The sequence below is a fragment of the [Empedobacter] haloabium genome, from assembly GCA_008011715.2.
Taxonomy (GTDB): domain Bacteria; phylum Pseudomonadota; class Gammaproteobacteria; order Burkholderiales; family Burkholderiaceae_D; genus Rugamonas; species Rugamonas haloabia.
On record CP136508.1, the window covers coordinates 5,223,882 to 5,236,741 of the forward strand.

Annotated in this window: 7 protein-coding genes and 1 tRNA gene; all 8 read right to left on the reverse strand. The window is 55.8% G+C overall.

Annotation, left to right across the window (positions count from 1 at the left end):
- Positions 1 to 651: 651 nt before the first annotated feature.
- The 8 genes from E7V67_022620 to dnaG all read right to left on the reverse strand — a co-directional run bounded on the left by E7V67_022620 (position 652) and on the right by dnaG (position 12,831).
- Entirely contained in the window at positions 652 to 3,546 is a 2,895-nt protein-coding gene (locus E7V67_022620; protein WUR12469.1) for an ATP-dependent DNA helicase, read from the reverse strand.
- A gap of 31 nt (positions 3,547 to 3,577) precedes the next feature.
- A complete protein-coding gene (locus E7V67_022625) occupies positions 3,578 to 4,633 on the reverse strand; it encodes a DNA cytosine methyltransferase (protein ID WUR16330.1) in 1,056 nt (351 codons plus the stop codon).
- A gap of 126 nt (positions 4,634 to 4,759) precedes the next feature.
- Complete coding sequence (locus tag E7V67_022630) at positions 4,760 to 5,230, reverse strand: very short patch repair endonuclease (protein ID WUR12470.1); 471 nt, start codon at positions 5,228 to 5,230, stop codon at positions 4,760 to 4,762.
- 52 nt (positions 5,231 to 5,282) lie between these two features.
- Positions 5,283 to 7,052: an ATP-binding protein gene (locus tag E7V67_022635; GenBank protein ID WUR12471.1), complete on the reverse strand. Its 1,770-nt coding sequence runs from the start codon at positions 7,050 to 7,052 to the stop codon at positions 5,283 to 5,285.
- 428 nt (positions 7,053 to 7,480) lie between these two features.
- Complete coding sequence (locus E7V67_022640; GenBank protein ID WUR12472.1) at positions 7,481 to 7,624, reverse strand: hypothetical protein; 144 nt, start codon at positions 7,622 to 7,624, stop codon at positions 7,481 to 7,483.
- Positions 7,625 to 8,032: 408 nt separating this feature from the next.
- A tRNA-Ile gene (locus E7V67_022645) sits at positions 8,033 to 8,111 on the reverse strand.
- Positions 8,112 to 8,235: 124 nt separating this feature from the next.
- Positions 8,236 to 10,425, reverse strand: coding sequence for an RNA polymerase sigma factor RpoD (rpoD, locus tag E7V67_022650; protein WUR12473.1), 2,190 nt, complete (start codon positions 10,423 to 10,425; stop codon positions 8,236 to 8,238).
- 615 nt (positions 10,426 to 11,040) lie between these two features.
- Positions 11,041 to 12,831, reverse strand: coding sequence for a DNA primase (gene dnaG / locus E7V67_022655; protein ID WUR16331.1), 1,791 nt, complete (start codon positions 12,829 to 12,831; stop codon positions 11,041 to 11,043).
- Positions 12,832 to 12,860: the final 29 nt, after the last annotated feature.

A 12,860-nucleotide genomic window follows, 5' to 3' on the forward strand; every position in this document is an offset into this window, starting at 1 on the left:
CTAGACCGCTACCGCCTCGGAACGGATCAAAGACTGTCAGCTAGGAGATGAAAGGTCTGACGCTGTCACAGTCGTCCGAAACGCGAAGATGGCTTCCACCGACGTCTACTACCCGAAACACAACGGAAAGCAATCTCCCATCTTCGGAACTCCTGAACAATCGAGAGGTTCAACGGTCGTCGTGCTAGGTCAGGATCGAGAGTTGGCCCATGGCTTGCGTCTATAAGCAGCTACTCATAACGAGGAACCGGACGGGCCGGGCCAGCAGGCAATTACTCAAACTGAGGAATAACGACTGTGCCCGTCTAGGGTTAGCGGGGCCTGTTCGGTGACGCGCTAGGTCAAAATCGCGATTTTGTCCATCGTCCGCGCCTGTAAGCAGCTACACGTAACGGGTAACAGGTGCAGCTGGCGCGAGCGCTCCCGCCCATGACGTACGGCCTGGCCAACCTGATACTTAATCTGACCATTGAATACGCGAGCTGCACAATGCTGTATTCACATTGACCTGCAACGTAGTCTCGTGGTTGAACGCGGATACGAGCGAGCCAACTATTCCCCTTATCCTACTTAATCATAAGCTAGAGAAGAACCTGCTTTAATTCATTGCTTTACGAGGCGACACACCTTCTTCGCAATATAAGATCATGATCAGATCGATTGAACGGCTGCAGCAAAGAGTTGGCCATTAGGTGTGTGAATTGGAGGCGGCACCCCAAGCGCTGGGTCAAATTCTTGACGTTGCTTCCGACATAGATTTTGGAAATCACACTGTTGGCATTTTGACAGTTGCGGGCGCATAGGAAAGTGTCGTGCCAATATGCCCTGCACAGCCCACTCGACGTTTTCCACTGCCGATTGAACAGCATTCGGATCGACAGGAACCTGAATGCGCTGATTGTCCTTTAGCAAATGGACGGAGCCAGAAACGGCGTTTTCCTGCAGTATCTCGCGTGAAGCCTTTGCATAAAGTTGCACTTGAAGTGACAGTGCCAGCCAGTCCAGCTCCGAATTTCCAAACGGATCATTGCTCGCCTCCATCGCTTTAAAATCAATAACTTCGGCGTCTCGAATGGTACCATCTTGACTCTCCTTTATAAGGAGATCAATTGATCCAGTGATGAGGCAATCGTCAGCAGGAATTTCAAACCTGGCTTCGACTTGTCGGCGACTTATGAAATCGTCGGCAAACTCAATCACATATTGCTGAGCAATTTCAACAGCTTTATTCTTAGCGCGCTCATATGCGCCCGGCCGATTTTTCGGGTCCCCACTCGGCGCGATGTGCTTCAGATGAAACGACCCAGAGGCAACGTCTGCGGCCTCGACTGTCGTAGGTGGCCGCTCTGGATGAAGTTCATGAAGCTTCTCAATGGCGACGTGGACAGCGCGCCCATATCCGAACAACTCGGGAACCGCTGGACTAAAGCCCCATTCCCGCCTGAAACGGTAGTCCATCGGGCAATGCAAGTAGTATCGAATGTCGCTGAAACTGGTCGGAAGGATTGTTTCATTGATGCGTGGTTGCCGCGTTGCGGTTGGGAAGCCGCCAGCTACGGCCGTGATCGGGATCAACTCCGGATCGCTCATCCGTAAAGTGAACGGCGATGCCTTATTTTCCCTCTTACCACCTGGCAGGTTTGCGGCGCCAGTTACATATAGGAATGCCTCTGCACGAGTTAATGCAGTGTAGAAAAGTCGAGCTTCGGCTGCGCGCGTACCGACATACGCCCCCCTTTGTACAGCCTCTCGCACCAGCTGCTCAGGAATAAGCCCACGATAATTAGAGTTTTTTCCAGGAAATCTTCCGGCTTGGCAATCAACAACGAATACGACAGGAAACTCAAGTCCTTTGGCGCTATGTACTGTGGCGACCGAAACGGCGTCAGGCCTTTGCGTAACGTCGTCAGTGCTGACGTTATATCCGCCATCGGCGACAAACTCAAGGAAGTGGAATACTTGGCGGAAGCGATCGGTGGAATCGACGCTAAGGTAAACGCCTTCCACATCCTGTATCATTCGGCTGAAAAGGCCAATTTCCCTCATCACCTCCGGAGCTGGCGGCTGAGTGGCGACTTGGAACGCTGACAGCAAATCGAATACGAGATTTTGGGGGAAGAGGCGTTGACGCGCCCCGCCAGCGGGCGCGTGGATTCGACGTCCCCATTCGGACAGTACCTGCGTAAAACGTTGGAAGTCGGCACCTGGATAGGCCGGCAGAATACTTTGGTCGAACAGATCCTTAGCCTGCATTCGGTCCGGGTTGCCCTGAGCAAGCAAGCGGAAAACATCACGCAATGCAGCTACCTGGGGCCGGTCGAATGGGTTGCTGCCAGCCTCTAATGTGAAAGGAATACCCTTTGACGTCAGCCTGGACGTGAAAGGATTGTGCCGTGCTTCACCGCTTTGTTCGCTTCCCCGCGTTGAACGCATCAGGATGGCAATATCGCCAGCCGTAAGCCCGCGCACGGTCCCATCCTTTTCCGTGAACTGTGTGCCAAGCAGTTGCTCGATTCGGTTTGCAACCCAGTCGGCCTCTTCATCTCTATCGTTAAATAACGACTTAGCCAGTTCCCTCGGGACGACATCTCGATGATTGGTCGGATTTTTTGTAAGTCGGGCAGCCCCTAATTCTTGCGCAATGAAATCAGTTGAAACATCTACGATAGCTCTGGTACTCCGAAAATTCGTATCCAGCGTGTGCATGTGTTGAATTCGATACCGGCCTCGGAACGAAAGAATGTTACTGACATCAGCACCACGCCAAGAATAAATAGCTTGATCGTCATCGCCGACGACAAAGAGCGAAGCTCCCTGCGCATGAATAGCTCGAATTAGCGCTTCTTGAGATGGTGAGACGTCCTGGTATTCATCGACCAGAAGGTGCGATATCTCGGACAACGCCCCGTTGACAGCGGCACTACCATTCTTAGAATGTTCTACAACCAATCGGATCATGGACCCGAAATCGATGTATTGATCCCTATCTAAAGAGTCTTTGAGGAGTTCCAGCGCAGTCCCCACCTCAGAATCTAGCGCTAAAACACTTGACACATCAAGGCCTTCGTCTTGACAAAGCTTCCACGCAGCAGCAACCTCTTTAATTGTCTCAAAGTAACGATCGCCAAATCTGCTTCTAAGCGGTTTGATCTGCAAGCCCGGATAGCGCGACATAAGGAATAGTATAAGCCGATTGTCATCTAAGACGTCATACTGGCGATACTTCGCATCGGCTTTTCCAAGTATGTTTTGACAGAACGCGTGAATCGTGCCGATGTACATTTGTCCAATGAGATTCGTACTAAATCCCGCCAGCGTAAGTGTCTGCGCTATCCTACGTTTGATGGACTCGGCAGCTTTCTCGGTAAACGTAAATGCGACGATCGAGGACGGATGTACACCCTCGGATATGAGCCGTGCAACTCTAAAGGCCAGAGTCTGCGACTTTCCCGATCCAGCACATGCGAGACACAGAACTTCTCTGCTTGTATCCAACGCTGCGTTTGCCTGATCCGGAGTCAATTTGCTCCGGATCAGCTCTTCCATTGTACCCATAGCAACTCCCTTGCGGATAGCGTTATTTTTGTTTGCGAATTGACTTTATGAGCGCCGTCGCATGGGCGCTAATGAATGGAGGTGGCAGCGCATTGCCGATCATTAGCGCGATCGCTTCCTTGCCGTGTTGAGCATTGAACTTGTAAGAAATGGGGAATCCTTGCAGAAGGGCAGCCTCTCTTAACGTAATAGCTCTGTCGTGGACGGGATGTAGGAACCGGCCTTTTGATGGATTGTGACAGCCTCCTGTAATGGTAGGTGCAGGTAAACCCCAACTCATCCGGCCATACACATCCTTGAAACCATCGGTCGCCTCGTGACAAGCAAGCCGAAACTGCTCGGGTAGGTCCGTGCGACTTCCACCGTCATGTGGTACAGCTCGAATGAGAGCAAGAGTTTTGGGAGCGCGATTCTCCGGTATGTCATGTATTGGATCTCCAGACTTGCCGGGAGTAGCCATCATTCCTATCGTGTCGCGCACTGTTTTGATGCTGCCGCCGGAATCCAACTTCGGGGTTGGGTATCTTCCACGTACGGCTAGGTATATCAGACGCCGCCGGCGCTGCGGCACCCCGAATTTTGAAGCATCCTGAATTTCCGGTTGGCCGTGGTATCCCATCCGCTGCATTTCCGACCAGAAAACCAGAAAGCGAGCATCATCTCTTAGAGCCGGGACATTTTCGAGCATGACAGCCTTAGGACGGAAACCGCGTACGAATCTTAGAAATTCAAAGATAAGATCATTTCGCGCATCGATGTCCGAACTGCTCTTGTTTCTAGTCCTTATTCTTGAGAATCCCTGACACGGCGGACAACCAGCCAACAGATCTAACTGGCCTGGCGCAAGATCCAACTCGCGCATTAAAGTGCGGACACGAACCTTCTGTATGTCTGAAGGGATCATGCGAACATCCGAATGGTTGAGCTTATAGGTTTCTTGAGCTTTGGCGTTAATCTCGACAGCGCAAGCCACTTTGAAACCAGCCTGCTTGAGACCAAGGGAGAGGCCCCCACAGCCCGAGAACAGGTCAATGGCTATGGGCTCAACCGGCTTGATTGTCTTTTTTTTCCATATTATCTTAACTTAACCGACACACTTCGAGCAAGTATACCTTGCTTGCTGGATATCACAAAGAAGTGGAGACTTTTTATACACAGTTGTGTTGCCATTATGACGATTTTTCCAGATTTAGCACTGCACTCCTTACTGCCTGAGATTGCCAGTACTGGATTTCCCCAACAATTTAGCAATCTTGCGCGCGCATCCAAAAGCGTCCTGGTCCACTTCATGCTCCCAAAACCGCATCACTACCCATTCAGCACTTTCCAAATCGGTCGTAGTTTTGCGGTCGCGGGCAACATTTCGCGTTAGCTTCTTCTCCCAAAATCGTTGATTGGACTTGGGACGTGATCCGTGAATCGGGCACGAATGCCAGAAACAGCCATCAATAAATATTGCAAGACGGGCGCGTTTGAAAACTATGTCGGGCTGGGTCCGTCCTATTCGTTGTCCAAGCCGAAACCTGATTTCGATCGTCCACATAGCACGCCTCAACTGCAGCTCAGGTAGCGTGTTGCTGTTCCTCACTTTGGCCATCAAATGGCTACGGGCGATAGGTGAAAGTTTATCCACTTTGACCTTTTCTAATACCAACAATATCTCAAAATGAGCCATTAGCTCAATGGCTAGCCGTGTAATCACGTCAAATGAGCCATTGGATCGATCGCTAGCCGTGTAGCCACGTCTTCAGTTGCTGCAGTATTGCAGCAATGTCACTGTTACTGGCCGGAAGCTTGGCTACGCTGACCTTAGCGAGGGCGTGAAGGTCCGATCCACTCAGATCGATCTCCGCGCCGTCCGCCAGCAATTCCTTGAAGGAAGCCTTCACCTTTGCCGAGGCTACTTTTCCACTCCACTTTCCTGGAAACTTCGCTTCGAGAACTACCTGCTCTGGTAATGGCCGCGGAAGATAGGCGATCCTCTTACGTGCCCACGCTAAGTATGCCAAGTGGGCATCGTTTTTTGCTTGCCGGTGACCTACCTGGTCATTACCTCCGGGGATATGATAGATGGGTTCTACTCCCAGCTCAGTTTGAATGCGCGCACCTAAGGAATCGTATTCTGCTGGCGCAATCGCAGTTGGGTCGCTAAATTGATCAACCTTGCGTTGATCGCCGTCAAGCATGACGAACACGCTATCCCCAGAAACAATAGCTGAGGGCACAAGATATTTCAGAATAGATTCTGCCCCTCCTGGAGCAACGCGGATATCGAGCAATTCTGCGTCACCAGGATCGAGGCCCTTAGCAGCATGTGCAACAAGAAGCGCGGCCAACGGGTCTTCAACCAAGACGCGATGCCGATTCGCTGGCGTCTTGCCGAGACGCTTCAGCGCTGCATGCGGCGAGCTTTTAGGTAGGATACGACATTGCGTACTTCCGTTGTCCTCAAAGACCTTGATAGCTTCGTGCGGCAACCCTTCGATGAATTCACTTGAGTGAGTTGATATGACGACTTGATGTTTCTTGATTTTAATTTGCTCAAGCAGGAAGCGTAGCAGCGCTCGCTGAGCTCCTGGATGAAGCGATGTTTCAGGCTCATCTAGGAGAATAAGCGAATATTCTTTTGCGGCAAGAATTTCAACGACGGCGCTTACAGCCGCTATCTCACCGCTCCCAGCAAATGCTTCAGAATATTCTGCTCCACGACGAAAGACCACGCTGAGGTCTTGCCCTCTGTTACCTGGAAACAGCGAGTGTCTCACCAATCGTGCGGATTCATATGTCCGACCAAGTATCTTGGAAACCCACTCAAGCTCTACCGCCGCCAGATCGCGATTCTCAAATACCCGCTCGCGCCCGCCCAGCTTGTACGATTGCCTATTGTCATCCTTAATCGTTTTTAACCGTTTCGCCTCCTTGAGCATAGCATGCCGCCTATTTTCGGCACTGCCACCTTCGTCAAAATAGAAATAGCGGTCAAACGACCCGAACGTGGCCTTCAAGTTAATATAGACTACGTCCCGCCGAACCGGAATCCAGCGATCCAAAACTTTACCCTCATATTGCTCGCTCGGTAGTGCCTCCATCCCATCGGGGCCACTCCTCCGCGCCGGTTCCCAATAATCACGCTTACGCCCGATTCTGGCCTTTTTTGTCTCGACTATACCACCGAAGGATTCATTCCAATGGCCGTAGAAATAGCGTTGCGGATCTTTCTGCGTGCCCTGAATGGGATCGAGCGCCGTGCTGAACCAAAACTTACTGGTCGAATAGCCGTAAGGCATACCCCATAGGGCGTGAAGTAACGAACTTTTACCTATACCATTCGCCCCAACGAGCGCAGTTAGAGGAAACTCAAAGTCAACTCGCGTACCAGCCTCGATACTCTTAAATTTGGGAAATACCGCGTATGCAATGTAGTTCTTGAGCGGCTTGCCAGGCTTGAATTTTTCAAGCGTTCCGACAAGCGCAGCTATTTCCACTTCTTCTGACATTCAATCCCCCCGCATCTCTTCCAATGGTTTCGGCAGACTTAATAACGCGTTTAAGAAAGAGCGGAGCTGAACGACGAACCACGGACTGCTTGGTCCGTACCGTTCGTCCTAGCGGCTCAAGGAATCCTGTGCGAATTTAACGATGTCTACTTTTGCACAGTTTAACCTAATCTCCGAGTTCTTGGTCGCAAGCACACTGTGTCTACACTAACCGCTTGCACCTGCAACTGGGCGAAGAAGGGTCTTTCTTCGAATAAGCGGGTGTACCAAACAGGACAGCTGCGGTCATTGATAACCTGACATGAAGATCATGCGCTGCTGCGCTAGACTTCAACAGCTTCGACCATGCATCGGAAGAGCGCCGCAAATGCTCTGAGTTACGCCCCCGTTACTCCGCAAGTTTCAGTTAATTGAACCGTCAGAAATCGCTAGATCCCCAAGACCGTCAGCAAACGTGGCAGGGCATTGATGTGCTGACGCATTCGAGTTGCTGCAGTACCAAAACAAGCAACCTTCGTCTGGTACTTGCCGGCCAGGCGAAAGTCGCGATATTCGGCGATCAGTTCCGTCATGATAGCGGCAAGCGAATAATCACCGAAGAACGCTATCAAACGGGTTGGCGCGCGGCCTTTCCGCCATCTGTGTAGAGGTCGTATAGTAGGCGTTACCTCTGCCAGGTAGCGTTGGCTAGCTCAGAGGTCATCCGTTCTGAGGGACTGCGCTGGATGAACAGGCCACGCACCATCTCGTCCTCAGTTCGGCGGGACCAGTCTTTGGCCTTTTTCAGGCGGAACGTCTTGACTGTAGTAGGCCATCCGGCCTTGCGGATGACTGCTTTCCAGGTACCCGACGGGGTCTTAACGATCGTTGCCATGCACTCTTCAGTACTCTCAAATTTGCTTACCGTACCGAAATTGTACCGTCGCGCCCCCCAGAAATAAAAGAAGGACTTAGGCTTTTACTTAAGTCCTTGACTTTAATGGTAGGCCTCCCCGGAGTCGAACCGGGCACCAACGGATTATGAGTCCGCTGCTCTAACCAGGCATGAGCTAGAGGCCCTGAGGTAGTACGGAGGTCGTGCGATGAAGCGCTGCACGAATTCGTTGCCAGACCTGCTACAACGAACTCGGCAGCTTAGAGCCTGGGGCGGCTCCAGTCAAGTCCAATGAACCCTGGACGAAAATCAGTTCCCTTCCAGGAAGCTCTTCAGCTTGTCCGAGCGGGACGGGTGCCGCAGCTTGCGCAGCGCCTTCGCCTCGATCTGGCGAATCCGCTCGCGCGTGACGTCGAACTGCTTGCCCACCTCTTCCAGGGTGTGGTCGGTGGACATCTCGATGCCGAAGCGCATGCGCAGCACCTTCGCTTCGCGCGGCGTCAGCGAATCGAGCACGTCCTTGACCACGCCGCGCATCGAGGCGTGCAGTGCCGCGTCCGATGGGGCCAGCGTGTTGTTGTCCTCGATGAAGTCGCCCAGGTGGGAATCGTCGTCGTCGCCGATCGGCGTTTCCATCGAGATCGGCTCCTTGGCGATCTTCATGATCTTGCGGATCTTGTCCTCGGGCATCTCCATCTTGATCGCCAGGGTGGCTGGATCGGGCTCCGCGCCGGTTTCCTGCAGTATTTGGCGGCTGATCCGGTTCATCTTGTTGATCGTCTCGATCATGTGCACCGGGATACGGATCGTGCGGGCCTGGTCGGCGATCGAGCGCGTGATGGCCTGGCGAATCCACCACGTGGCGTACGTGGAGAACTTGTAGCCGCGGCGGTACTCGAACTTGTCCACGGCCTTCATCAGGCCGATATTGCCTTCCTGGATCAGGTCCAGGAACTGCAGGCCGCGGTTCGTGTACTTCTTCGCGATCGAGATCACCAGACGCAAGTTCGCTTCCGTCATCTCGCGCTTGGCCTTGCGCGCCTTCATTTCACCGGCCGCCATCTGGCGGTTGATGTTGCGCAGGTCCGGCAGCGGCAGCACGACCCGCGCCTGCAGGTCGATCAGGCGCTGCTGCAGTTCCTTGATCGTCGGGATGTTGCGGCCCAGGATCGCGCTGTAGGCGTGGTTGGCGGCCACTTCGCCGTCCACCCATTCCAGGTTCGTTTCGTTGCCCGGGAAGACCTTGATGAAGTGGGCGCGCGGCATGCCGCACTTGTTGACCGCCACGTCCAGGATCTGCTTTTCGATGTGGCGCACTTCGTCGACCTGGCCGCGCAGCGTGTCGCACAGCTTTTCGACGACTTTCGCCGTGAAGCGGATGCCCAGCAGCTCGTTCGAGATCGCTTCCTGCGCGCGCACGTAGGCTTTCGAGTTGTAGCCTTCCTTCTCGAAGGCCTTGCGCATCTTGTCGAACTGGTTGGCGATCTCGTCGAATTTCTCCAGCGCGGCGTTCTTCATCGCCTCGAGTTGTTCGGCCGAGTAGCCGGCCGCCGCACCGGACGGGCTGGCTTCTTCCTCTTCCTCTTCTTCCTCTTCTTCCTCTTCCTCGTCTTCCTCGTCGTCTTCCGTGGCCGGCGGCGCCGCGGCGGCGGCCGGCTGGTCCTCGTTCTCGTCGACCAGGCCGTCGACGATCTCGTCGATCTTGGTCTCGTCGTTACGGATGCGGTCGGAGGTGGCGATGATCTCGGCGATCGTTACGGGGCAGGCGGAGATGGCCTGGATCATGTCCTTCAGGCCGTCCTCAATGCGCTTGGCGATCTCGATCTCGCCCTCGCGCGTCAGCAGCTCGACCGAACCCATCTCGCGCATGTACATGCGCACCGGGTCCGTGGTGCGGCCGAAATCGGAGTCGACGGTGGACAGCGCGGCCTCGGCCGCGGCTTCCGCCTCGTCGTCGCTGGTCACCGTGGCGACGTTGTCCGACAGCAGCAGCGTTTCGGCGTCCGGCGCGTGCTCGTAGACGGCAATGCCCATGTCGTTGAACGTGCCGATGATGCCTTCGATCGCTTCCGGATCGACGATATTGTCGGGCAGGTGGTCGTTGATCTCGGCATACGTGAGGAAGCCGCGCTCCTTGCCGAACTTGATCAGCGTTTTCAGCTTCTGGCGACGGCGCTCCAGCTCTTCTTCCGTCGCTTCCGTGTCCGACGAGAACGCGTCCTTCAGCAGCGCCTTTTCCTTGGCCTTGCGGTCCTTTGCCTTGGCCTTGTCGACGGCCTTCAGCTCGGCGCGCTCGACCGCGTTGAGCGCGGCGACCTCGTCGTTCTCTGGCTGGAATTCCTTGGGCTTGCGACCGCGCCGGCCCGGTACCTTGACGGACGGGAGCACGTAACCGGACGTGTCGATGGCCGCCAGGGCAGCGGCGTCCGTCGTCTGGCTCACCACGGGGGGCGTGCTGGTTTCAGACTTGTCGGCCGTCTTCGCTGCTTGGGCGGTCACTTTGCTGGGCTTTGCAGCCGCTTGGGTTTCAGGTTTCTTTGCTGGCACAGGCGCTTTCGATGTCACAACGACTTGCTTACGGATTAGGACGATGCCGCCATCCCGCGGACCTCGTATTCCTCCACTTGCCAATCCGGCCATGCGCCACCCTTACCGATACAGCGGCGTTCCCGGCCAGACCTGCTTGTGGCAGGACCTTCCACGGGCTTGCTATGCTACGGCACTGCTACTTCTGCTGCTCCTTGCAGACTCCCGGCGACAGACCTGAACCCGCCGACGGAACAGCGACCGAGGTACCGTATTGTACTTCGGCCAACTGTGGCGGAAATTCTACTGTATGACAGCGCGTGGGGGCTAGAGCGGACGATGCGGACGCGGCATTTAGCACACGATGGCGCAACCGCTTGCGGCGACAAGAAACTCGCGCCGTTTCGTCGTCGTCCGGCTCGCGCCGCCGGCACCGTCACCGCGCGCCGATCGAGAGCCTAACTCACTGAAAACAAACACAAATTCTGAACTGCGAACCTTGCCAAGGTATACAAATACTTAGCGTTTTATTATAGCACGCCCCTTTTCGAATTCCAGGACGGGTCCTGTTTGCCAAATCGGGTGGCGTCAGCGATAACTTTTATCCGCTTCCTGTTCGCGCAACAGCTGGTCTTCCAGCGCTTTTAATTCGCGAAAACCCGTCGTCAACACGTCGGTCGGTTCGCGCGCCGCAATGGCGGCCTGGATCGCCTCCATCAAGATATTAATATCCTTGCGCACCTGCTCCAGTTTCAGTTGCCGCACCGTCGCGGCCAGCCACAACCGTTCCGAATCGATTTCCGGCTCTGGCGCTGCGGCGATTTCGCCGACGATCGCGTCGTATTCCGTGCCCTGCTCCTTCAATTGCTGCGCCAGCGCGGCAAACGTACCGTTCGGACCCAGCGCCTGCGCCAGCTGCACCAGGTGCAGCAAGTGGTCGTACTGCTCCTGGCCGAACTGCTGGCAAGCCTCCAGCGCTTCCGCGTCCAGGTCCAGCGCCAGCGACGGGTGCGTCACCAGGGCGCGGATCATCTTGCGCTCCAACCCTACCGGCTCTTGCCGTTTGCTGCGCGGCGGCGCCTTGCGGCTGGCCGCCACCGGTTTGCTCAGCTCGAACAGCTGCTCGATCTCGCCGGGCGAGCTCTGCGTCATCGACGCCAGCCCGTGCACGATCTGCAGCCGCAACGCCGACGGCGTCATCGCCTGCAGCATCGGCTTGGCGTCGAACTGGACGCGGGCGCGCCCCTCGGGTTCGCCCAGGTCGTGCTCGCCCGCCGCTTCGCGCAGCAGGAACTGCGACAGCGGCATCGCCTCGACGATCTGCTGCTCGAAGCCTTCCGCGCCATACTCGCGGATATAGCTGTCCGGGTCGTGCTCGGCGGGCAGAAACAGGAACTTGATCGTCTTGTCGTCCGACACGTGCGGCAGGCAGGCTTCCAGCGCCCGCCGCGCGGCGCGCCGGCCGGCCTTGTCGCCGTCGAAGCTGAAGATCACCGTGTCGGTTTGACGCAACAGCTTCTGGACGTGGATCGTCGTGCAGGCCGTGCCCAGCGTGGCGACCGCGTGGGGAAAGCCCATCTGCGCCAGCGCCACCACGTCCATATACCCTTCCGTCACCAGCACATAGCCCGCGTCGCGGATCGCCTGGCGTGCCTCGAACAAGCCATACAGCTCGGAACCCTTTGAAAATAAAGGCGTCTCCGGGGAATTCAAGTACTTTGGTTCGCCTTGTTCCATGATCCGGCCGCCAAAGGCGATGACCTGGCCTTTGACATTGCGGATGGGGAACATGATGCGCTCGCGGAAGCGGTCGTAGCGCTTGATGTGGCGACCTTCCTCGTCCACCTTGTCGATGACGAGGCCGGCTTCGACCAGCGCCACCGCATCGTAGTCGGGGAACACGCTGCGCAGGTTGTCCCAGCCTTCGGGGGCGTAGCCCAGCATGAAGCGAGCGGCCACTTCGCCCGTCAGGCCGCGCCCCTTCAGGTAGGCGATGGCATTCGGCGCCGAGCGCAGCTGGCCCTTGTAGTATTCGGCGGCCAGCTTCATCGCCTCGGACAGCGCCATGCTCTGCGCCTGCATCTGCGCGCGCTGGGCCGGCGGGATCTTGTCGTCCTCTTCCGGCACGACCATGCCGACGCCTTGCGCCAGGTCCTTGACCGCGTCGACGAAGCCCATGCCCGAGTATTCCATCAGGAAGCCGATCGAGGTGCCGTGCGCGCTGCAGCCGAAGCAGTGGTAGAACTGCTTGGTCGGGCTGACGGTAAAGCTGGGCGACTTCTCGTTGTGGAACGGGCACAGGCCCTGGTAGTTGGCGCCGGCCTTTTTCAGCTGCACATAACGGCCCACGACGTCGACGATGTCGACGCGGTTGAGCAGGTCGGAAATGAAGGACTCTGGAATTCGCA